The sequence below is a fragment of the Pseudomonas sp. A125 genome (assembly GCF_055409485.1).
In genome coordinates this window covers 52,169-77,994 of record NZ_JBUZVP010000014.1, presented here as the reverse complement: position 1 = coordinate 77,994, position 25,826 = coordinate 52,169, and the positions used below count along the sequence as shown (strand labels likewise).

Annotated in this window: 2 protein-coding genes (1 of these 2 cut by a window edge); both read right to left on the bottom strand. The window is 63.0% G+C overall.

What is annotated here, in order from left to right; all coding sequences use genetic code 11:
* Positions 1-13,503, bottom strand: the 5' portion of a protein-coding gene (locus ACZRN6_RS19625; RefSeq protein ID WP_464008584.1) for a non-ribosomal peptide synthase/polyketide synthase. It extends 1,509 nt beyond the left edge of the window; 13,503 of the gene's 15,012 nt are visible here — the first part of the coding sequence; its start codon is at positions 13,501-13,503; its stop codon lies beyond the left edge, outside the window.
* The gene (locus ACZRN6_RS19620) at positions 13,503-25,826 is read right to left on the bottom strand and encodes a non-ribosomal peptide synthetase (RefSeq protein ID WP_464008583.1); all 12,324 of its coding nucleotides are present in this window, start codon (positions 25,824-25,826) and stop codon (positions 13,503-13,505) included. The genes ACZRN6_RS19625 and ACZRN6_RS19620 overlap by 1 nt, the downstream gene beginning before the upstream one ends.

Sequence of the window (25,826 nt, the reverse complement as noted above, 5' to 3'; positions counted from 1 at the left end):
ACGCCCCAGGTAACCACGCGCCAACGCGCCGCCCAGGTACAACTCACCCGCGATGCCGACCGGCAAACGGTTAAGGTCGCTGTCGAGCACGTAGCCGCTGCGCTCGCCGACCACGCTACCAATCGGTGCGTAAGCGGCGCCACACTCATCCTCAGCCCCGGCTTTCCAGATCAGGGGCGTAACCACGGTTTCGGTCGGACCGTAGCCGTTGATGATGTAGTGCGGTTTCAGCGCACGCTTGGCCATCTCGTAACTCGCCACCGGCACCGCATCGCCACCAAAGCAGTAGATGCGTACTGCCGGCGGATTACCATGTTGCTCGGCGTGTTCGGCCAGTTGTTGCAAGTAGACCGGCGGGAACGCCGCCACCGTCACGCCATGCTCATGCAGTGCGTTGTAGGTTTGCTCGGCGGTCCACAGGTTGTCGTCACGAATCAACAGACGCGCCCCGTGAGTCAATGTGGTCAACCAGCGTTCATGAGCACCGTCAAAAGCGAACGACATGAAGTGCAGCTCACAGTCGGCTGCGCTCATTTCATAACGCTGGCCGATGGCCTGGCAGTGCATCGCCAGCGGCCCGTGTGCCACACCCACGCCTTTGGGCTGCCCGGTGGACCCGGAGGTGTAAATCACGTAGGCAAGGTTGTCCGGCTGCACCGGCACATTCGGCGCGCTGCCCGGCTGGGCAGTCAGATCAAGGTGATCCAGTTCCAGCACATGCAGGTTGTCCTGCGTCGGCAGCACCTGGCGCAAGCTCGAATCGCTGAGCAACAACGCAATGCCGGAGTCACGCATCAGATAACTCAAGCGCTCACGCGGATAGCTCGCGTCCAGCGGTACATAGGCGCCACCGGCCTTGAGCACCGCGAGCAACGCCACAATCATGTTCTCGCTGCGCGGCAACGCGACACCCACCCGCACTTCAGGGCCAACACCTTGCGCGATCAGCGCATGGGCCAGGCGATTGGCCCGGGCGTCGATCTGCCCGTAGCTGAACGTTTCACCCTTGAAGATCAGCGCCGTTTGCCCGCCGTGCTGAACGGCCCATTGTTCGATACGCCGGTGAACCGGCTGAGTCTCGGCCGATGCCTCGGCAACTGCCGCCAAAGGCACCTGCGCAGTCGGCAGACCGATACAACCGAGCGCTTGCCCGGCATCTTGCGACAACGCCGTGAGCAAGCCTTCCATGTTGCTGCGGATGCCTTCAACCGTCGCCAGGTCGAAATGCTCACGCAGGAACATGTACTCGATCACCAGACCGTCTTCGAGGGTGACCATCAAGTCCATCGGGAAGTTGGTCAGGCCCGCGGCGTTGATTTCGCCAAACGTCAAAGAGTCATCGCGCCACTCGCGCAACGCCTGATCAATCGGATGGTTCTCGAACACGATGATGCTGTCGAACAGCGACTGACCCGCACGCCCGCCCCAACGTTGCACGTCGGTCAGCGGCGTGTATTCGCGCTCGCGCATTTCCAGGTTGAAATCCTGCAAGTCGCGCAGCCACTGCCCGACCGCCTGTTCGGCCGGCACTTCCTTGATTACCGGCAGCGTGTTGATGAACAGGCCCAGAATCGATTCCGACGCCGGCAGGCTCGCCGGGCGCCCGGCCACGGTGGCACCGAACACCACGCAGCGCTGGCCGCTGTAACGGCTTAACAGCATCAGCCACGCGCCTTGCACCAGCGTGTTGAGGGTGATCTGCTGCGATTGCGCGAAGGCCTTGAGCTGTTCGGTGCGGGTTTCGCCCAAACGACTGTACAGCGCTTCGTGACCACGGCCATTGCCGGTGCGGGCGACCGCGTCGGCGAGGTAGGTGGGCTCGTCGAGCAACGCCAGGTGCTGGCGCCAGAAGCCTTCGCTTGCATTGGCATCCTGCTGTTGCAGCCAGTTGATGTAACGACGATACGGCACAGCTTCGGCCAGACGTTGTCCGGAGTACTGGCTCAACACTTCACCGATCAACTGCGAACTGCTCCAGCCGTCGATTAGGATGTGGTGATAGGTCCAGATCAACTGATAGCTGCCTTCGCCGACCTGCACCAGCGTCAGGCGTTGCAGCGGCGGACGATCCAGTTCGAAGCCCTTGGCCCGCTCCGCATCGGCCAGGTTCTGCAGGGCTTGTGCCGAATGATCCTGATCACGCCAGTCAAGCAGGCTGATCGGCAATTGCGCATCGCCAAGCACGAATTGGAGCGGCTCGGCCATGTCCTGCCAGAGGAAACCGGTGCGCAGAATGTCATGCCGGCGGCTGACGGTTTCCCAGGCTTCTTTCAAACGTGCAGGCTCAAGGCCCTGTACCGGAATGCACAGTTGGTTGATGTAGAGATCGGACTCCGGCGAGTTCAGGCCCAGGAACAGCATGCCCTGCTGCATCGGCGACAAGCGATACAGACCGTCAAGTCGTCCTTCCGGCAACGGCAGCCCGGCGACTTGCGCCTCACTCAAACCATGCAGTGGCACATCGACCAATACCGCAGCCGGCGACCGGGTCGCCGACGTGGTTTGAACACGCAGCGCCAATTGCTGAATGGTCGGTTGCTGGAACAGGTCTTTGGGGCTCAACTCAATACCTTGCTGGCGGGCTCGGCTGACCACTTGAATCGAGACGATCGAGTCGCCACCCAAGGCAAAGAAACTGTCGGTGGTGCTGATCTGTTCAGCCCCCAGCACGTCCTTCCAGATAGCCACCAGCGCCTGCTCGGTGGCGTTGGCCGGTTCGACATGCAGTTGCGCCGCCGAAAGTTCCAGCGCCGGCAGACGTTTGCGATCAATCTTGCCGTTGGGGCTCAACGGCATGTGCGCCAGCCATAGGCAATGCGTGGGCACCATGTAATCCGGCAGCACTGCACCCAGCCAGGCGCTGAGTTGGTCGTACCGTTCGCGCTGCTGCACATCACTGGCGTCCAGCGCCGCCGGGTCAGTTGGCACCAGGTAAGCGATCAACTGCTGGCTTCCCAGCACCTCACTGGCCACGACCACCGCTTCACGTACTGCCGAATGGGCGATCAGGCGCGCTTCGATTTCACCAAGCTCGATACGCAAGCCACGAATCTTCACCTGATGGTCGATGCGGCCCATGTACTCAAGCTCACCCTCTTCACGCAGGCGGATCAGGTCGCCGGTGCGGTACAGACGTTCGCCATGGGTGGCGAACGGGTTAGGCACAAAGCGTTCGGCGGTCATCGCTGCGCGGCCCAGGTAGCCGCGGGTAATGCCCGCGCCGCACAGGTACAGCTCGGCACAAATGCCCTGCGGCACTGTGTGCAGATCGGCATCCAGCAAATGACTGGCAGTGTGGTCAAGTGCCCGGCCGATACGCGCCTGCCCCCCTGCGGTGCGCCGGGTCCAGGTCGAATAGGTGGTGTCCTCCGACGGGCCGTAGAGGTCGTAAACGTGTTCGACGGTCGGCTGTTGATACAGCGCGTCCACCAGGCCTTGCTTGAGCGGCTCACCGGCCAGGTTGATGATCCGCACGCTCGGCGGAATCTGTCCGGCGCGTTGCAGCGCGGCAATGGCCGATGGCACGGTGTTGATCAGTCGCACCTGGTCACGGGCCGGCAACTGCGGTAGCTCCAGGGCATTGCGCGCAATGATCAGCGAGCCGCCGTTGGCCAGGGTGACAAACAGCTCCCACACCGACAGATCGAAGCACACTGACGTCGAGGCCAATACACCCTGAATATCGCTGCGCCGGTAGACCTTCGCTGACCAGTCGATCAGCGCCATGACGTTGCGGTGGGCAATCGCCACGCCTTTGGGCTTGCCGGTGGAGCCCGAGGTGTAAATCACATAAGCCAGGTTGTCCGCAGTCACCGACGTCTGCGGCGCGCTGTCCGGGTAACCGCTCAACTCAACCTGATCCATCAGCACTATTTGCGTATTGCCCGGCACCGTCAGGGTCGCAGCAACGGCTTGCTCGCTCAACAGCACGCGAGCGCAACTGTCTTCAAGCATGTAGGCCACGCGATCGGCCGGATAATCCGGGTCCAGTGGCACATAGGCGCCACCGGCCTTGAGCACTGCCAGCAACGCGACAAGCAATTGCTCGGAACGCTGCATCGCCACACCCACACGCACTTCAGGGCCGACGCCCCGCTCGATCAGCTTGTGCGCCAGACGGTTGGCTCGGGCATCCAGCTCGGCGTAAGTCAGCTGCGTGTTGGCGAAGGTGACGGCGAGCGCATCCGGCGTGGCCGCCACTTGAAGGGCGATGCCTTGATGGATGCACAGGTCAGTGACAAAGTCCGTGTCGACGGTCGAGGCGGCGACGTCGATCAGGTTCAACTCGCTGAGCGAACGCTGGCCCGCTACGGTCATCTGGTTGAGCAGACGCTGCAAATGCGCGCCCAGTTGTTCCACGCTGGCGGCTGCAAAGCTGTCGCACTGATAGCTGAAGTGCATCGACAGTTCATCATCCAAATGCACCAGCAGGGTCAACGGGTAGTTGGTCTGCTCGTGATTGTTGACCTCGCCGAAGCGCAGCTCTTGGGGCGCGCCCTGCTCCAGCGCCGCGGACACCGGGTAGTTTTCAAACACCAGGATGTTGTCGAACAGCGCTTCACCGCTGCGGCCGGCCCAACGCTGGATATCGAACAACGGCGTGTGTTCATGTTCACGCAAGGCAATATTCTGCGCCTGCACGCTCTGCAACCACTGGCCGACGCTGGATTCCGCGCGTGGGCTGGCGATCACCGGCAAGGTGTTGATGAACAAGCCGATCTGTTGCTCGACGCCGCGCAGTTCGGCCGGACGACCAGCCACCGTGGCGCCGAACGCCACACTTTGCTGACCGGTCAGGCGCTGCAACAGCAACAGCCATGCGGCCTGGATCACGGTGTTCAGCGTGACCTTCTGTTGCCGGGCAAACGCCCCCAACCGTTGGGTCTGTGCGGCATCAAGCCGGTAGAGATATTCGCCATGGCCATGGCGGGGGGCGTCGCCACGCTGGGCCTGTAGTGCCTGCGCCAGACGCGTCGGTGCTTGCAGATCGGCCAGTTGCGCCGTCCAGTACTGCTCACTGGCTTGCACGTCCTGGCGTTGCAGCCACTCGATGTAGTCCCGATAACGCCCGGCCGGCGCCGGTTGAGCCACACCGCTGTAACGTTGCAGCACTTCGCCGAGCAACTGCGAGTTACTCCAGCCGTCCATCAGGATGTGATGGTTGGTGTAGATCAAGTGGCAGCGCTGATCGTCCAGGCGCACCACAACCATACGCAGCAGCGGCCCCTGGCTCAGGTCGAAACCCTGTGCCTGTTGCTCGGTGGCCAGCGTATCCAGCGCAGTTTTCCAATCGCTGCGGGCGCGCCAGTCGAGGACGCTGAACGGCATGTCCAGTTGCTTGTGCACTATTTGCAGCGGCCGCGCCACTTGCCCCTGCCAGACAAAACTGGTGCGCAGGATGTCGTGATTGTCCACCGCCGCTTGCCAGGCCGCGAGGAAACGCTGCGAATCAAGGCCATCGACATCGAGCCGCACCTGATTGATGTAATCACCGGTGGCTTGTTCGTAGAGGCTGTGGAACAACATGCCTTGCTGCATCGCCGACAACGGGTAAATATCGGCGACTTGGCGCGCTGCCAGCGGCAGACTGTCGAGTTGCGCCTGGGTCAGGCCGGCCAGCGGGAAGTCCGATGGCGTCAGGCCTTCGATGCCCGTGGTCAGGCAATGAGCAATCAGTGCCGCCAGTTCATCCGCGTATTCCCGGGCCAGATGTTCGATGGTGGCGCTGTCGAAACGCTCGGTGCTGAACGTCCAGCCGACGCGCAGCTCGCCACCATATACCTGCCCGTTAAGCGTCAGCCAGTTGCCCAGCGGTGCATCCGGGCTCTGATCGACGCCGGCATTGTCCTGCGCCGGAACAAACAGCGCGCCGTCATCGCCTTCAAAACTGCCATCAAACTGGCCAAGGTAGTTGAACGTGATACGCGGTGTCGGCAGTGCGCGCAGGCTTTGCTGCGCCCGAGCATCACCCAGATGACGCAGCGCGCCGAAGCCAATGCCCTTATCGGGGATCGAACGCAATTGTTCCTTGATCTGCTTGATCGAATCGCCTGGCGTTGCCGCCGGGGTCAGGCGCACCGGGAACAGGCTGGTGAACCACCCGACGGTGCGGGTCAGGTCGACGCCGTCGAACAACTCTTCACGGCCATGGCCTTCGAGCTGGATCAGCGTCGAGGACTGACCGCTCCACCGCCCGATCACCCGGGCCAGCGCGGTCAGCAGCAGGTCGTTGACCTGCGTGCGATAAGCCGCCGGCGCTTCTTGCAGCAATTGCCGGGTCAGCTCAGGGTCGAGTCGGGTCTGTACGGTGTGCGCCAGACGATTTTGCTGACCGGCGTCCATACGCTTGCACGGCAAATCGGTGCTGACGTCACTCAGGCAGGCTTGCCAGTAAGCCAACTCTTCCTGCAACGCCGGGCCGTTGGCGTAACGCTGCAAATGCTCGCTCCAGTCTTTGAAGGCACTGGTTTTCGCCGGCAGGCTCAGTGCCTCACCGTTGATGACTTGCTGATAAGCGCTTTGCAGGTCTTCGAGCAGAATCCGCCATGACACGCCGTCGACCACCAGGTGGTGGATCACCAGCAACAGACGCTGGCTGCCATCGGCGAGGTTAGCCAGTACCGCGCGCAGCAGCGGCCCGTTGTGCAGATCGAGACTGCGCTGGGCGCGATTACCCAACGCTTCGAGTTCTGCCGCCTCGGCGACATGCTCCTGCCAAAGCAAGGTTTTTGGCAGATTGTCGACCGCAAGATGCCCGGCTTGCCAGGTGTTATCGTGCTGGCTGAAGCTCAGGCGCAAAGCGTCATGGTGAACCACCAGTGCGCGCAGCACCTGTTCGAGCGTGTCCGCAGCCAGCGGCTCGCGCGGCTTGAGCAGCACCGACTGGTTCCAGTGATGGTGTTCGGGAATTTCATCCTCGAAAAACTGCTGCTGAATCGGTAACAGAAGCGCTGCACCGGTCACTGCTTGCTGGTCGATGCTGATTTCGCTCTCGCCGACCTGCGCCACCAGCGCCAATCGCTGCACGGTCTGGTGCTGGAACAAGTCTTTCGGAGTAAGACGGATCCCGGCCTGACGGGCACGACTGACCACCTGAATCGAGATGATCGAGTCACCGCCCAGTTCGAAGAAATTGTCGTTGAGCCCCACTTGCGGCAGCTTCAACACGTTCTGCCAAATTTCAGCCAGCCGCTGTTCCAGATCGCTTTGCGGCGCCTGATAAGCCTGTTGAGCCTGGCTCGCATCCGGCGATGGCAGCGCGCTGCGGTTGAGTTTGCCGTTGGCCGTCAACGGCAGTTGGGCCAGCAACAACAGGTGCGCCGGGATCATGTGGTCCGGCAGGTTTTCCTTGAGTTCGGCACGCACGCTATCGCGCCATTGCGTTTGCGCGACTGCACTGGCTTCAAGCAATGACGCATCACTCGGCACCAGGTACGCCACCAGTTGCTGACCGCTCGGGCCCGGTTGCGCGAGCACCACTGCCTGGCGGATCGCGGTTTGTTCCAGCAACTGCGCTTCGATTTCACCCAGCTCAATGCGAAAGCCGCGAATCTTCACCTGATGGTCGATACGCCCGATGTACTCGATCGTGCCGTCGGCGCGATACCGCGCCAGGTCGCCGGTGCGATACAGACGAGCGCCGTTGGCCGCAAACGGGTCGGGAATGAAGCGCAACGTCGTCAGGTCGGCGCGGTTCAGGTAACCCCGTGCCAAACCGGCTCGCCCGACATACAGCTCACCGATGCAGCCCTTGGATACCGGGTTCAGATCAGCGTCGAGCAAGTACCACGACAGGTCGGGAATCGGTTCGCCAATCGGACTGCTGGCGTCACGCTGAAGGTCGGCCATCGACAATGGGCGGTAGGTCACGTGCACCGTGGTTTCAGTGATGCCGTACATGTTGATAAGTTGGGGCGCCTGATCGCCGAAACGCTCGAACCACGGACGCAGGCTCTTGACCTCCAGCGCCTCACCACCGAACACCACATAGCGCAGGGCCGTTTGCCGGCTTGCGTGCTCCGGTGCGCAAGCGACCTGCATCAGTTGTTTGAATGCCGATGGCGTCTGGTTGAGCACGGTGACTTGCTCACGGCAGAGCAAGGCGAAGAAGTCTTCCGGCGAGCGGCTGACCTCATGCGGCACCACCACCAGTTTTCCGCCGTACAGCAGCGCACCGAAGATTTCCCAGACCGAGAAATCGAACGCGTAAGAATGGAACAGGCTCCAGACATCCTGGGCGCCGAAGTCGAACCACGCATTCGTGGCGTTGAACAGGCGCAGCACGTTGTGATGCGCCAGCAAGGTGCCTTTGGGCTGACCGGTAGAACCCGAGGTGTAGATCACATAAGCCAGGTTGTCCGGGCTCATGCGCACGTGCGGGTTGCTGTCGCTGTAGCCTTCGAGGCCGTCACGCTGCTGGTCGAGCATCAGGCTGCGTACGGTGTCCGGCACCGGCAAACGTCCGACCAAATGGCTTTGGGTCAACAGCAGGCCGATGCCGCTGTCGCCAATCATGTAGCTCAGGCGCTCTTGCGGATACGTCGGATCCAACGGCACATAAGCGCCGCCAGCCTTGAGGATAGCCAGCAGGCCGACGAGCATTTCCAGGCTGCGCTCAACCGCCAGGCCGACACGCACGTCCGGCCCTGCTCCGCAGTCGATCAGCTTGTAGGCGAGTTGGTTGGCACGGGCGTTGAGTTCGCCATAGCTCAGGGCCTGGTCGCCACAGATCACGGCAATCGCTTGTGGCGCGCGCGCCGCCTGGGCTTCGATCATTTGATGCAGGCACTGCTCGCTCGCAAAGTCGACGACCGCCGGGTTCCATTGCAACAGCATGGCCTGGCGTTCGGCGGCGTCGTGCAATGGCAGCTCGGCGATGCGCTGCCCGCTGTCGGCAACGATGCCCTGCAGCAGGTTGGTCCAGTGTTGCGACAGGCGCGCAATCGTCGCAGCGTCGAACAGATCGGTGGCGTAGGTCAGCTCGGCCCAGACGCTATCGGTGGACTCGAAGGTGTTGAGGGTCAGATCGAACTGCGCCGTGTTCGAGGCCCAGCTCAGGCCTTCGATTTCGATGCGCGGCAAGCGCGTTGCGCCCTGGGCCTGGCGGGTCTGGCTCTGGTGGTTGTGCAGCACCTGGAACAGTGGGCTGTGGCTGAGGCTGCGTTGCGGTTGCAACGCATCGACCAGTTGTTCGAACGGCAGGTCCTGATGGGCCTGGGCGCCGAGCACGGTATTTTTCACTTGCTGCAACAGGCTGCGGAACGACTGTTGACTGTCGAATTCAGCCTTGAGTACCTGGGTGTTGACGAAGAAGCCGATCAGGCCCTCGGTTTCCACCCGGCTACGGTTGGCCACTGGTACGCCGACACGAATATCGGCCTGGCCGCTGTAGCGGTGCAACAAGGTCTGGAACGACGCCAGCAACAGTGCAAACAGGGTGACGTTTTCGCGCTGGGCAAGCTGCTTGAGCGCCGTTGCCAGTTCGGGGCTCACAGGGATATCGCGACGGGCCCCGCGGTAGCTCTGCTCCGGTGGCCGCGCACGATCCGTCGGCAACTCCAGCAACGGTTGATCACCGCCGCCCAATTGTGCAGTCCAGTAACTCAATTGACGCTCGCGCTCACCCGCGCCCATCCATTGCTTTTGCCACACGGCATAGTCGGCGTATTGCACCGCCAGCGCCGGCAATTGCGCAACCTGACCCTGACTGTACGCGGCATACAGCGCAACCAGCTCGTCAACCATGATGCTCATCGACCAGCCATCGGAAACGATGTGGTGCAGCGTAATAATCAGCGCATGGTCATCGGCGGCCAGGCGCAGCAATTTGACCCGCAACAGCGGCCCTTGCTGCAGGTTGAACAGGTGCAGGGTTTCTTCGGCGACCAGCGCTTGCAGCACGGCCTCATCCACATCCGCCGCGACGCTCTGCACGTCAAGCGCCAGCGTAACGTCGGGCTGGATCAGTTGCAGGGTCTGTCCTTGTTCCTCGACGAAACAGGTGCGCAGGGATTCGTGACGGGCAATCAGCGCATCGAAGCTGCGCTGCAACGCCGACAGGTCCAGGTCACCCCGCAGGCGCAGCGCGGCCGGCACGTGATAAGCGGTGCTGGTCGGCTCCAGTTGCCAGAGGAACCATTGGCGTTCCTGGGCATAGGACAGTGCCAGCGGTTGCAGGCGTGGCAACGCGACGATTGGCGGTTCCTGATGTGCCTGCCCGACCCCAAGGGCGGCGACGAAATCCTCCAGGACGCTGTGTTCGAACAGCGTACGCAGCGGCACGTATACGTTCAGCGCCTGGCGCACCCGCGAGACCACCTGGGTCACCAGCAACGAATGGCCGCCAAGCTCGAAGAAGTTGTCACTCAAGCCCACGCGATCCAGTTTCAGCACCGCTTGCCAGATCTCGGCGACCGTGTGCTGGGTGACGGTTTGTGGCCCGCGGTACGTCGCTTGCAACAGGCTGGCATCCGGGGCCGGCAACGCTTTGCGATCGACTTTGCCGTTGGGGGTCAGTGGCAGTTGCGTGAGAAACAGCAGGTGCGCCGGTACCATGTATTCCGGCAACTCGGCCTTGAGGCGGGCCTTGAGTGCAGCGCGCAATGCGGCCTCGCCATCGGCATCAAGGGTTTCGCCGCTGGCAGGCACCACGTAGCCCACCAGTTGCGGGCCCGTCGGACCGTCCTGCGCGACCACGACGGTTTCGCGCACGCTATCGAGTGTGAGCAAGCGCGCTTCGATCTCGCCCAGTTCGATCCGAAAGCCACGGATCTTGACTTGATGGTCGATCCGCCCGACGTATTCGATCACGCCTTCGGCACGGTAGCGGGTCAGGTCGCCGGTGCGGTACAGCCGCGCACCGGTTTTGGAGAAGGGATCCGGCACAAAACGCTCGGCCGTCAGGCTCGGGCGCTGGAAGTAACCTCGGGCCAGGCCGTCGCCGCCGATCAGCAGTTCCCCCGAGGCACCGAGCGGGTTGAGCTCAAGGTCGCTGCCGAGGATATACAGCGCAGTGTTGTCGATCGGCGTACCGAGGAACGGGCGGTGACTGTCGGCGCTCAACGCATGTTGCGCCGACCAGATGGTGGTTTCGGTGGGGCCGTAAAGGTTCCACACGCTCAGCGTCAACGCCAGCATGCGGTGTGCGAGTTCTTGGGACAGCGCTTCGCCGCCGCAGAGGAAAGTGCGGCCTTGAAGGACTGCGGCATGTTCGTTGTCGAGCAGCATGCGCCAGGTCGACGGCGTGGCTTGCAATACGCTCACGGCGTGACGCTCGATCAGGTCGAGTACCGCTTGCGGGTCTTGATGCACGTCCTTGCCGGTCAGCACCACGCAGGCGCCGGCCAGCAGCGGGCCGTAGATTTCCAGGCCGAAAATATCGAAGGAAAACGTGGTCAGCGACAGCATGCGATCTGCCGCAGCGATCCCCGGCTGCCTGATCATGCTCGCGACAAAGTTGCTCAGTGCCGCGTGACGCACCATCACGCCTTTGGGCTTTCCGGTGGAACCGGAGGTGTAGATCGTGTAGGCCAGGTGCTCGCCGCTGACGGTGACCTGCGGCGCTGTCGGCGGATACGACGACAGCTCGTTCTGTGGCTGATCCAGCAACAGGGTTTGTACGCCCGCCGGGATCGGCAACTGCACCTGCAAGTGCGATTGGGTCAGCAACAATTGCAGGCCGCTGTCCTCGATCATGTAGGCCAGGCGATCTTCCGGGTACGCCGGGTCCAGCGGCACATAAGCGCCACCGGCCTTGAGGATCGCCAGCAGGCCGACAATCATTTCGACGCTGCGCTCGACGGCAATCCCGACCAACCGATCGGGGCCGACACCGGCCTCGATCAACCTGTGCGCCAGCTGATTGGCCCGAACATCCAGCTCACCGTAGGTCAACACATCTTCGCCGATGATCAGCGCGCTGGAGTGCGGGTCTTGCTGCGCACGCAAGGCAAAGTCCTGATGCACGCATTCTGCTCGCGCAGTGCGATCGGCGACGCGCAGCCAGTCCTGCAACAGCACAGCGTGTTCGGCACTTTCCAGCAACGGCAATTCGCCGATACGCCGGGCCGGTGCCGCGATGATGCCGTGCAGCAGGTTCTGCCAGTGACGAGCCAGACGCTCGACAGTCTGGGGCTTGAACAGATCGGTGGCGTAGGTCAGTTCGGCGGCAAGGCCGTCGCTGGACTCATACGTATTGAGGGTCAGGTCGAACTGCGCGGTGCGCCCTTCCCACTGCACGTCCTCGACGCTCAAGTGCGGCAATTGCGCCAAGCGCAGGCCTTGGTCACGGCTGGCCTGGTGGTTGAACATCACCTGGAACACCGGGCTGTGGCTCAAGCTGCGCTCCGGTTGCAGGGCCTCGATCAACTGTTCGAACGGCAAGTCCTGATGCGCCTGGGCGTCCATCGCCGATTGCTTGACCTGGGCCAGCAACTCGTTGAACGGCAGTTGTCCGTGGACGTCGGCATTGAGCACCTGAGTGTTGACGAAAAAGCCGATCAGCCCTTCGGTCTCGACCCGGTTACGATTGGCCGTCGGCACCCCGACGCGAATTTGCGCCTGGCCGCTGTAGCGATGCAGCAACGCCTGGAACGAGGCCAGCAAGACCATGAACAGGCTCGCACCTTCGCGCTGAGCCAGTTGTTTGAGCGCATCGCCGAGGGCTGCCGGCAGGTTCAGTTCGAGCCGCGCCCCGCGCAGGCTCTGTACTGCCGGGCGTGGAAAATCAATCGGCAACTCCAGCACCGGCTGCTCGCCGCCCAAGGTGTTGATCCAATAGGCCAGTTGCCGCTCACGCTCACCGGCTTCCAGCCAGTGGCGCTGCCAGATCGCGTAGTCGGCATATTGCACCGTCAGTTCCGGCAGGTTCAGCGAGTGCCCGGCGGTGTCGGCGGCGTAATGCCGGATCAGCTCGCCCACCAACAACTTGATCGACCAACCATCGGAGATGATGTGGTGCTGGATCAGCACCAGCACGTGATCGTCTTGCGCCACTTCGAGCAGCGACACCCGCAATAATGGGCCCTGTTGCAGATCGAACGGGCGCGCAGTCTCGCTCTCGACGAACGCCTTGATCGCAGCGTCCTCACTCGCGACGTCGAGGCCTTCGGCCAGCGGCGTCAAGTTGACGCTCAACGGCAGCTGCGGATGAATCACCTGGCAGAAGGTTTCGCCGTGCTCTGCGAAAGTGGTGCGCAAGCTTTCGTGACGCGCCGCCACCGCGTTAAAGCTGCGCTCCAGCGCCGCGACATCCAGCCGGCCCTTGAGGCGCAAGGCGCTGGGGATGTGATACGCGGTGCTGTGCGGATCCATTTGCCAGAGGAACAGTTGACGTTCCTGAGCGTATGACAGAGGAATCGCCGTAAACCCGGAGCGTGTTTGCGGGATCGGCAGGTTGGCCGGAGAAACACCCTCTTCGAGCATCTTTTCCAGGTAAAGCTTACGCTTGTCCAGCGGCAGAGTGATAAAGCGCTTGGCTACCCTCAAAGCAACACTCTTGTCCATCAGACTTCCTCCATATCGTCAAGCAGGGCTTCCAGCTTGCTCAGTTTCTGTTCGTTGATTGCCCCGCCTCCTGTATCGAGTCGAGCGACAAAATCCCCCAGTACGGGGCACTGGAATAACAGTTGCGGGGTCAGCGTCAGGCCCAGTTCAAGGGCAATGCGCGATACCACGTTGACCGCCAGCAGCGAGTGCCCACCCAGTTCGAAGAAGTGATCGTTCAGGCCGATGCGCTCCACGGTAAGCACTTGCTGCCAGATCGCCGCGACCTGCCGCTCAAGCTCACTGTGCGGCGCGACATACGCGGCCTGCATCTGGCTGACATCCACTGCGGGCAGGGCCTTGCGGTCGAGTTTGCCGTTGGGGGTCAGTGGCAACTGCTCAAGGAACAGCAGGTGCGCGGGAATCATGTAGTCAGGTAACGAAGACTTGAGGGCAGTCTTTAGTCCGTCGCGCAGCCGCCGCTGCGCATCGCCGTCGTACAGATCCAGTTGCGCGGCGACCACGTAGGCCACCAGTTGTGCGCCGGTCACGCTTTCGACGGCCAGCACCGCCGCTTCGCGCACCGTCGGCTGGGCGAGCAATCGCGCCTCGATCTCCCCCAGTTCGATACGCAATCCCCGGATTTTCACCTGATGGTCGATCCGGCCCAGGTATTCCAGATCGGCGTCCTCGCGCTGGCGCACCAGGTCTCCGGTGCGGTACATCCGCTCGCCGTTGCCGACGAATGGGTTGGGCACAAAGCGCTCGGCGGTCATCGCTGCACGGCCCAGGTAACCGCGAGTGATACCGGCGCCCGCCAGGTACAACTGCGCCGAAACCCCTTGCGGCACCCCTTGCAGGTCGGTATCGAGCAAATGGCTGGTGCTGTGATCGAGGGCCCGACCAATCCGTGCCTGACCACCGGCACTGCGGCGGGTCCAGGTCGAATAGGTGGTGTCTTCAGACGGGCCGTACAGGTCATAGACGTGTTCGACCGTCGCTTGTTCGTACAGCGCGTCAACCAGGCCTTGCTTGAGCGGTTCGCCCGCCAGATTGATGATGCGCACGCTCGGCGGAATCTGCCCGGCACGTTGCAGCGCGGCAATCGCCGACGGCACGCTATTGATCAGGCGAACCTGATCGCGAGCCGGCAGCTGGGGCAGTTCCAGCGCATTACGCGCAATGATCAGCGATCCGCCGTTGGCCAGGGTGACAAACAGTTCCCACACCGACAGGTCGAAGCACACCGAAGTCGAAGCCAGCACGCCTTGAATGTCATCGCGGCTGTAGACCCTGGCTGACCAGTCGATCAGCGCCATGACGTTGCGATGGGCAATCGCCACGCCTTTGGGCTTGCCGGTGGAGCCGGAGGTGTAGATCACGTAGGCGAGGTTGTCCGGTTGCACTGCAGTGTCGGGCGCGCTGTGCGGATAAACGTCCAGTGCAAGCTGATCCAGCAGTAACACTTGGGTATCGCCCGGCACACTCAGGGTCGCGGCGACGGCCTGCTCGGTCAGCAGCACCCGCGCACGGCTGTCTTCGAGCATGTAAGCGACGCGATCCGCCGGATAATCCGGGTCCAGCGGCACGTATGCACCGCCAGCCTTGAGCACCGCCAGCAAGGCGACAAGCAACTGCCCGGAACGCGGCATCGCCACGCCCACCCGTACTTCCGGTCCGACACCCAGTTCGATCAACTTGTGCGCCAGACGGTTGGCGTGCGCGTCCAGTTCAGCGTAGTTCAGCCGTGTGCCGGCAAAGGTCACGGCCAGTGCATCCGGGGTGGCCGCAACCTGAAGGGCAATACGTTGATGGATGCACAGCTCGGTGACGAAAACGGCTTCGACGCCCGGGACACTTTCGATCAGGTTCAGCTCACTCAGCGAACGCCCGTCTGCGTCAGCCATCTGACTCAGCAGGCGCTGCAAATGCGCGCCAAGCTGCGCCACGCTGGCCGCCGCAAAGCTTTCGCACTGGTAGCTGAAATGCACCGACAGTTGCGCGCCCATGTTCACCAGCAGGGTCAACGGATAGTTAGTCTGCTCCTGATTGGCCACCGCGCCGAAACGCAGACCTTGCGGCGCACCACGCTCCAGCGCGTCGCCAATCGGGTAGTTCTCGAACACCATCAGGCTATCGAACAGCGCGTCGCCCCCCTGCCCGGCCCAGCGCTGGATGTCTGCCAGCGGCGTGTGTTCAAACTCCCGTGAGGCGAGGTTTTGCGCCTGCACACCTTGCAGCCAGCTCGCCAGGCTTTGCTGTGCTTGCGGCGCAGCAACCACCGGCAAAGTGTTGATGAACAGGCCAATCTGCGCTTCGACCCCCGGCAGGTCCGCCGGACGCCCGGCGACCGTGGCACCGAATGCCACGCAATCCTTGCCGGTGTAACGCTGCAACAGCAGCAGCCATGCAGCTTGCACCAGGGTGTTGACGGTGACTTTCGAGGCCCGGGCAAACGTGTCCAGGCGCAGGGTGAGGTCCGCGTCCAGCACTTGGTAATGATCGCCGTAACCGACACTCGGCAAGCCCGCATCAGGACGCGCGATGGCATCGGCCAGGCGCGTCGGCTCTTGCAGGTCATTCAACGCCGCCAGCCAATAGGCTTGGGCAGCCGCCGCATCCTGATGCTGCAACCAGCCGATGTAATCGCGGTAGCGACCGACCGGACGCACAACCGCTTCACCGCGGTAATGCTGTAACACTTCGCCGAGCAACTGCGCACTGCTCCAGCCGTCCATCAGGATGTGATGATTGGTGTAGATCAGGTGATGATGATCGACTGCAGTACGTACCAGTACCAGGCGCAGCAGCGGCGCGCAGGTCAGGTCCAGCCCCAGTGCCCGCTCTTTGTCGGCGAGGTTTTGCAGTGCCACGTCGAGCCCGGCCTTGCCGTTCCAGTCGAGCACGCTGAAGGGCACGTCGACCTGACGCTGTACCACTTGCAACGGTTGCGGCAGGTCACCCTGCCAGAAGAACCCGGTGCGCAGGATGTCATGGGCATCCACCACGGCTTGCCAGGCCGCACGAAAGCGTTGCGGATCGAGGCCATCGATGTCCAGGCGCATCTGGTTGATGTAGTCGCCGTTGCCGTGTTCGAGCAAGGTGTGGAACAGCATGCCCTGCTGCATCGGCGATAGCGGGTAGATGTCGTCGATACCTTGCGGCTCCAGCACCAGCGCATCGAGTTGCGGCTGCGACAGTTGCGCCAACGGGAAATCCGACGGCGTCACGCCACGGTTGGCGTGGTCACAGCAATGGCCGATCAGCGCCGTCAGTTCTTGCACATAGTCGTCGGCCAGGCGCTGGATGGTAGCGGCATCGAACATCGCGCCGCTGTAGGTCCAGCTCAGATCCAGCTCCCCTCCGAAGACTTTGCTGTTGAGCGCCAGCGGGTTGCCGAGCGGCCCCTGCATGTTGACTTCTTCACCGCCGGATTCGCCGGTTGGCACAAACAGGGCATCGTCGGCGGCATCGAAGCTGGCGTCGAACTGACCCAGATAATTGAAGGTCAGGCAGGGTACCGGCAAGGCTTGCAGGGACTCACGGGCCTGTTCATCGCCCAGGTGCGCAAGTGCGCCGAAACCGATGCCTTTATGCGGAATCGCCCGCAGCTGTTCCTTGATCTGCTTGAGCGACCCAGCGAGATCCGCAACCGGCGACAGCCGCGCCGGGAACACGCTGGTGAACCAGCCCACGGTACGGGTCAGGTCGATGTGCTCAAACAGATCTTCGCGACCGTGCCCCTCAAGCAACACCAGCGCATTCTCGTCACCGGTCCAGCGCACCATCACGCGCGCCAGCGCGGTCAGCAACACGTCGTTGACTTGGGTGCGATAGGCCGCCGGAGCGTCCTGCAACAGCTGGCGAGTCAGGGCGCGGTCCAGCTTGCTACGAAGGGTCTGGGCCTGACCATGTTGCTGCCCGCCGTTCGGACGGTCATACGGCAAGGCTGGCGAAGCGCCCTGCAACTGCTGCTGCCAGAAACCCAGTTCGGCCTGCAGCGCAGGCGTTGCGGCGTAGTCCTGCAATGCCGCCGCCCAGGCCTTGAGCGCACTGGTCCTGGCCGGCAGCTGCACACCTACACCTGAGAGGATCTGCCGGTAGGCGTTCTGCAGATCCTCGAACAGAATCCGCCACGACACGCCATCGACCACCAGGTGATGGACAATCAGCAACAGCCGTTGAGTGCCGTCCGCCAGGTTCGCCAGCACCGCGCGGATCAGTGAGCCACCGTTCAATTGCAGGCTGCGCTGGGCCTTGTCACCCAGTGCCTCAAGGGCTGCGAGGTCCGCGACCTCCACGTGCCACAGAAGCGGTTGATCCGTGTGCGGCGCGAGGTCGCGATAGTGCGCCGACCAGCCGCCAGCCTGCTCGACGAACTCCAGACGCAAGCTGTCGTGATACGCCACCAACGCCTCCAGCGCCTGCTCCAACGCGTGTGCATCCAGTGCCTGCGCCGGCTTGAGCATCACCGACTGGTTCCAGTGGTGACGATCGGGAATTTCCTGAGCGAAGAATTGCTGGTGAATCGGTAACAGCACCGTGGTGCCGGTCGCCGGTTGCTGATCGATCGCCTGTACCGTCTCACCGGTCTGTACGACCATGGCCAGCGCCTGAAGGGTCTGGTGCTGGAACAGGTCTTTGGGGGTGAAGCGAACCCCGGCCTGCCGCGCACGGCTGACCACCTGGATCGACATGATCGAATCGCCACCCAGCTCGAAGAAATTGTCGCTGATACCCACCTGGCCAAGCTTGAGCACGTCTTGCCAGATCGTCGCCAGTTGCTGCTCCAGCGCGTTGCGCGGAGCGACGTAGGCTTGTTGCAGTTGACTGACATCCGGTTTGGGCAGGTTCTTGCGATCCAGCTTGCCGTTCGGTGTCAGCGGCATGCGTTCCAAAGACAAGACATACGCCGGCACCATGTGCGCCGGCAGTGCGGCCTGGAGCTGCGCACGCAGGTCTTCGGTGAGGCCCGCACGGGCCGAATCGCCGACCACATAAGCCACCAGGCGCTTGCCGCTGCCGGCGTTGCCTTCCTGGGCCACGACCACCGCTTCGCGTACGCCATCAAGGGCTTGCAGCGCCGCTTCGACCTCACCCAACTCGATGCGGAAACCGCGGATCTTCACCTGATTATCGATACGATCCAGATAGTCGAACGTGCCGTCGGCGCGCTGGCGCACCAGGTCGCCGGTGCGATAAAGCAGGCCGCCAGCGGTGCTGAACGGGTCAGCGACAAAACGCTCGGCAGTCAGCCCCGGTCGGTTGAGGTACCCACGGGCCAGGCCGCTGCCCCCCAGGTACAACTCACCGGCCATGCCTTGGGGCAACAGGTTCAGGTCGGCGTCGAGCACATAGGCGCTGCGGTCACCGATGCGGCTGCCGATCGGCGCGTACGCGGCACCGCACAGCACCTCGCGACCGGCCTTCCAGATCAGCGGGGTGACCACGGTTTCGGTGGGGCCGTAGCCGTTGATGATGTAGTCCGGATCGAGCGCACGCTTGACCCGCTCGAAACTGGCGTTCGGCACTGCGTCACCGCCAAAGCAATAGATGCGCACCTTCGGCGGATTGCCGACGCGCTCGGCATGTTCAGCCAGTTGTTGCAGGTACACCGGCGGGAACGCAACCACGGTCACGCCGTGTTTGATCATGGCGTTGTAGGTCTGCTCCGGTGTCCACAGCGTGTCGTCGCGAATCAGCAGCGAAGCCCCGTGAGTCAAGCTGGTCAGCCAACGTTCGTGGGCACCGTCGAAGGCGAACGACATGAAATGAAACTCACAGTCGCTGTCGCGCATTTCATAGCGCTGGCCGATGGCCTGGCAATGCATGGCCAATGGACCGTGGGCGACGCTGACGCCTTTCGGATTGCCAGTGGAGCCGGAGGTGTAGATCACATACGCAAGGTTGTGCGGGTCGAGCTGCACCGACGGCGCCTTGATCGACTGCTCACGCAGGTCAAGACGATCCAGTTCCAGCAAGGGGACCGATTCGGCAACCGGCAGTTGCGCCGACACCGACGAATCGCTGATCAGCAGCGCCAGCCCCGAATCCTCGATCAGATAGGCCAGGCGCTCGCGCGGGTAGCGGGTGTCCAGCGGCACATAAGCGCCGCCGGCCTTGAGCACCGCCAGCAACGCCACAATCACCGACTCGCTGCGCGGCAACGCCACTCCCACACGGGTTTCCGCGCCAACGCCACGGGCAATCAGCGCGTGGGCCAGTTGGTTGGCGCGCTGGTCGATTTCACCGTAGCTGAAATGCCGATCGTTGAAAATCACCGCCGTGCGTTGTGGGCGTTCGGCCGCCAGAGCGGCAATGCGCTGATGCACGCCGATGTCCACCGGGTATGGCTGTGGGTGGTTCTGCGCTTGCTGGCGGGCCTGTTCGTCGCGGCTTGCCAGGGCGATTTCACCCAGGTTGCGTTCTGCCGACTCGGCAAATTGCTCAAGCAGTTGCAGCAAATGCACACTGATGCCTTCGATCACCTCACTCGCGAATTGGCCGCGGTCGAAGCTGTAATGCAACGCCAGCTGCTGGCCGAGGGTCACCGCCACGCTCAACGCGTAATGCGTCTGCTCCAGGTTGCCTACATCGCCAAACACCAGCCCCTGCCCGGCCTGGTTCAGCGCCTGGGCTACCGGATAGTTTTCGAACACCAGGATATTGTCGAACAGCGCTTCACCGCCCTGCCCGGCCCAACGCTGGATGTCCGCCAGCGGCGTGTGTTCGAAGTCACGCAGGCTGAGGTTCTGCGCCTGCACCGTTTGCAACCATTGACCAACGCTTTGATCCGGACGCGGTGCGCCGATCACCGGCAAGGTGTTGATGAACAGACCGACCTGTTGCTCGATGCCGGGCAAGTCCGCCGGACGTCCGGCCACGGTCGCGCCGAACGCCACCGCTTCGTGCCCGGTATAGCGTTGCAGCAACAGCAGCCACGCGGCTTGTACGAGGGTGTTGACGGTGATTTTCTGCTGGCGGGCAAACGCTTCCAGCGCCTGGGTGCGTTGCGCATCCAGCGTCAGGTAATGGTCGCCGTGACCGCTCTGGCGCTCGCCTGCGGTGGCCGCGCGGGCCAGTCGGGTCGGCTCTTGCAGCGCGGCCAGTTGTTCGCTCCAGAAGTCCTGGCTCAATTGGCCATCCTGACGTTGCAGCCAGGCGATGTAATCGCGATAACGGCCGCCGGCATTCGCCGGTGTGCGGCCGCTATAGCGTTGCAATACTTCGCCGAGCAACTGCGAGTTGCTCCAGCCGTCCATCAGGATGTGGTGATGGGTGTAAATCAGGTGCCATTGGTCGCTGCCGGTCTGCACCAGCACCAGGCGCAGCAAGGGCGCACAGGCCAGGTCAAAGCCTTGCGCTCGCTCGGCATCGGCCAGCGCCGCGAGGGCCGCCGGCTGATCGTCGCGGGCGCGCCAATCCAGTGTGGCGAACGGCAGTTGCACCTGCTTGTGCACGATCTGCAGCGGTTGCGCCAGTTCGCCCTGCCAGACGAAACCGCTGCGCAGGATATCTTGCGCATCGACGGTGGCCTGCCAAGCGGCGCGGAAGCGCTCGGGATCAAGGCCCTGCACGTCGACGCGCAACTGGTTGATGTACTCACCCGCCGCCTGTTCGTACAGGGTATGGAACAGCAACCCTTGCTGCATGGGCGACAGTGGATAGAGATCGTCGAGCTGACCGGCCGGCACCGGCAGCGCATCCAGTTGCGCCTGGGTCACCTGCGCCAGCGGGAAGTCCGAGGGTGTGGCTTGCGCGGCCGGCAAGGTGCAGCAGTGTTCGATCAGCGCGTGCAGTTCGCTGGCATAGTGGTCCACCAGTTGCTGCACGGTCGCGCTGTCGAACATCGCGCGGCTGAAGCCCCAGCTCATCGACAGTTCGCCGCCATAGACCTGGCCTTCAACCGTCAGCCAGTTGGCCAATGGCGCCGCCAGATCCTGCGCCACACCGCTGGTTTCGGCAGACGGCACAAACAAGGCCGCCTCGTCGAACTGACGGTCGAACTGGCCCAGGTAGTTGAAGGTGATCCGCGATGGCGCCAGTGCCGCCAGCTCGGCGCGTATTGCCGGGGCCGCCAGATGACGCAACACGCCATAGCCCAGGCCTTTGTCCGGCACCGCGCGCAGTTGCTCCTTGATCGACTTGATCGAACCGTCGAGATCATCGTTGGCGGTGAGGTTGACTGCGAACAGGCTGGTGAACCAACCCACGGTGCGGCTCAGGTCAATGTCATCGAACAGGTCTTCGCGGCCATGGCCTTCGAGCTCGATCAGCGTGCCCGCCTGACCGGTCCAGCGACTGAGGGTACGGGCCAACGCGGTGAGCAGCAGATCATTGACCTGCGTGCGGTACGCGGCGGGCGCCTGTTGCAGCAACTGACGGGTACGCTCGGCGTCGAGTCGCCATTCGATTTTTTCACCCTGCGCATTTTGCAAGCTGGCGTGAGGTCGGTCGCACGGCAGGTCCTTCACATCCTGATGTTGGGTTTTCCAGTACATCAGTTGTTCATCGAAGCGCTGCGCTTGCTGTTCGAGCCGTGCAGTCCAGCCCTGGAATGCACTGGTTTTCGGCGCCAGCTCAATGCCGCCGCCTGCCGCCAATTGTTCGTATGCCTGTTGCAGATCTTCCAGTAATACGCGCCAGGACACACCGTCGACCACCAAGTGGTGAACGATCAGCGCCAGGCGCTGGCTGCCATCGGCCAGCGTGACCAGCAAGGCTCGCAACAGCGGGCCGCTTTGCAGGTCTAGGCTGCGCTGCGCCTCGTTGCACAAGGCATTCAAGTGTTCAGCCGATTCGGCAGCGCGTAGCCACAGATCAGCGCTTGCCACCGGAGCATCATGATTTTGCTGCCAGCCCTCGGTGCTTTCGGTAAACCGCAGGCGCAAGGCATCGTGGTGATTGATGATGTGCGTCAGCGCTGTATCGAGCCACTGCGCATTCAAGGCCTCACGCGGGGTCAGCAGCAGCGATTGGTTCCAGTGTTCGCGCACCGGCATCCCGCGGCTGAAGAAATGCTGCTGGATCGGCCCGAGCACGGCATCACCGGTCACCGGTCCCTGATCCACCGCCGAGCGATTATCGAGGGTGGCGACCAGTGCCAGGCTGCGTACGGTCTGGTACTGGAACAGGTCACGCGGGCTGATGCGGATGCCGGCCTGCCGCGCACGGCTGACCACCTGGATGGAGATGATCGAGTCGCCGCCCAGTTCGAAGAAGTTGTCTTCGAGCCCCACGCGCTCAAGGCCGAGCACATCCTCCCAGATCGCCGCCAGGGCTTTTTGCAGCGCATCCTGTGGCGCCACGAACGCTTGCTGCGGTGCAGCGTCCGGCAACGGCAAGGCCTTGCGGTCGAGCTTGCCGTTGGCGGTCACTGGCAGCTTCACCAGCGGCATCAGGTGGGTGGGCACCATGTATTCCGGCAGGCTGTTCAACAGCCACGCTTTCAACGCCGGTTGCCATGGGGTCGTTGGCTCGTCGCCTTCCAGCACCAGGTACGCCACCAACTGTTTACCGCCCTGCACCAGCACCACGGCCTCGCGTACCAGCGGGTGTTGCATCAGGCGGGTCTCGATCTCACCGAGTTCGATACGCAGGCCGCGCAGCTTGACCTGGTGATCGAGGCGACCGAGGTATTCGATCACACCATCGACGCGCAGGCGCACCCGGTCGCCGGTGCGATACAGCCGCGCACCCGCAAGGAACGGGCATGGCACAAAACGCTCGGCGGTCAGCGCCGGGCGACGGTGGTAACTGCGGGCCAGCCCGGTGCCGCCCAGGTAAAGCTCACCGGCGACACCGGCCGGTACCGGGTTCAGTTGCGCGTCCAGTACATAGGTGCCCAGGTTGGCGATGGGCCGGCCGATCGGCACGCTGTCGGCACCTTCGTCGATGCAGGTCCAGTGAGTGACGTCGATGGCCGCTTCAGTCGGGCCGTAGAGGTTGTAAAGACCAGCGCCGGGCAGCTTGGCGAATACCTGCAGCTGCGCATCCAGCGCCAGCGCCTCGCCGCTGCATACGATGCGCTTGAGGCTGGCGCAGGCCTGCACGCCCGGCTCATGGATAAATGCCTGGAGCATCGACGGCACGAAGTGCAGCGTGGTGATGGCGTGCTCGCCAATGGTCTCGATCAGGCGTGCCGGCTCGCGATGCGCGCCGGGCGCTGCGACCACCAGCCGTGCGCCGCTCATCAACGGCCAGAAGAACTCCCACACCGACACGTCAAAGCTGAACGGGGTTTTCTGCAACACCGCGTCGCTGGCGTCCAGGCCATAGGCTTGCTGCATCCAGCACAGGCGGTTGACCAGCGCGCGATGGCTGTTGCCGGCGCCCTTGGGTTTGCCGGTAGAGCCGGAGGTGTAGATCACATACGCAAGGTTCAGGGCCTCCACGTTGACGACCAGTGATTCGTCGCTGTAGCCGTCGAGCCAGCCTTCTGCCTGGTCCAGGGCAATGACGCTGATGGTGTCGACCGGCAAGGTCGCCAGCAGGCTGTGCTGGCTGAGCAGCAACCGTATGCCGCTGTCTTCGATCATGTAGGCCAGGCGGTCGCGGGGGTATTCCGGGTCCAGCGGGACGTAGGCGCCACCGGCCTTGAGAATCGCCAGCAGGCCGACCACCATTTCGATGGAGCGCTCGATGCAGATCCCCACCAGTACGTCCGGTCCAACACCCTGCTCGCGCAAGGCATGGGCCAACTGGTTGGCGCGCGCGTCGAGCTGAACGTAGGTCAACTGCGTCGCGCCGAACACCAGCGCAATGGCGTGCGGAGTGCGTTGCACCTGATCGTCGATCAAATGGTGAATGCCACGTTCGGTCGGGTACGTCGCGGCCGTCTGGTTCCAGTCATGCACCAGCACGTGCTGCTCTGTGGCTTCGAGCATCGACAGTTCACCGATGCGCTGGCTGCCATCGGCGACCATCGCCTGCAACAGGTTGAGCCAATGCCGGGCCATGCGCTCGATGGTGGCGGCGTCGAACAGGTCGTTGGCGTAGGTCAGTGCAGCGTGCAGGGTGCCGGATTTTTCGAAGGTGTCCAGGCTCAGGTCGAACTGGGTGGTGCGGCCTTGCCATTGCACCAGCGACAACTCAAGCCCGGAAGCGGTGTTGACCGCAGCGATGTCCGCCACTTGCGGCTGGTGGTTGTACATCACCTGGAACAGCGGTGTATGGCTCAGGCTGCGCTCGACTTTCAAGGCTTCTACCAGGCGCTCGAACGGCAATTCCTGGTGAGCCTGGGCGCCCAGCGCGTGCTCCTTGATGCTTTGCAGCAGTTGGTCGACACGGGTTTGCCCGGTCAGCTCGGTGCGCAACACCTGGGTGTTGACGAAGAAACCGATCAGCCCTTCGACTTCGCTGCGATTACGGTTGGCAATCGGCACGCCAACCCGAATATCGCCCTGGCCGGTGTAACGGTGCAGCAGCACATTGAACGCGCCAAGCAGCAGCATAAACAAGGTGACATTGTGTTTTTGCGCGCAACTGCGCAGCTGCGCGGCCAACGCCGGGTCAATCGCAAAATCATGCCGGGTGCCCTGGTAGCTGGGCATCGCCGGGCGCGGATGGTCGATGGGCAACTCCAGTACCGGGTGCTCATCCCCCAGTCGTGCCTGCCAGTATTCCAGCTGACGGGCCTGCTCGCCGGCCTCCAGCCAGCGGCGCTGCCACAGGGCGTAGTCGCTGTACTGGATCGGCAGGGCCGGCAGTTGCGGCGGCTCATTGCGCTCATGGGCGTCGTAGCAGCGGATGAACTCGTCGATCAGCACGTTCATCGACCAGCCGTCGGAGACGATGTGGTGCAAGGTCAGCAGCAATACGTGCTCCTGCTCCGCCAGTTTGAGCAATTGCACCCTCAGCAACGGGCCGTTGGCCAGGTCGAAGGGCAGCAGCGACTGGCGGGTGGCGGCCTGCATCACCGCCTGCTCACGCTCGGCGGGTGCCAGGGCACTGAAGTCCAACTGTTCAACCACCAGCGGCGACTGCATGGCCACTTGCAACAGGCGCTCGTCTGCCTGGGGCTGGAACACCGTGCGCAAGGTTTCATGGCGGGCCACCAGGCTGGCGAACGCTTGCTCGATCGCCGGCAGGCTCAACGCGCCCTTGAGCCGCACCGCGCCAGGCAGGTTATAGGCGCCACTGGCCGGGTCCAGTTGCCAGAGAAACCACATCCGCTGCTGCGCGTAGGACAGCGTCTGGCGGTCGGCTGCATCCACCCCTGCCGGGATCGGAAACCGGGAAAAATCTACCCCTTCCTTGTGCAGCGCCTGGAGGAACATCTGGCGTTTTTCCAGGGGCAACCCGATAAACCGGCGAGCAAGTTTCAAGGAGTCTTCAGCGTTCAT

Coding starts and splice junctions, on each gene's coding strand:
- ACZRN6_RS19620 (WP_464008583.1), bottom strand. CDS start 25,826: ATGAACGCTGAAGACTCCTTGAAACTTGCTCGCCGGTTTATCGGGTTG.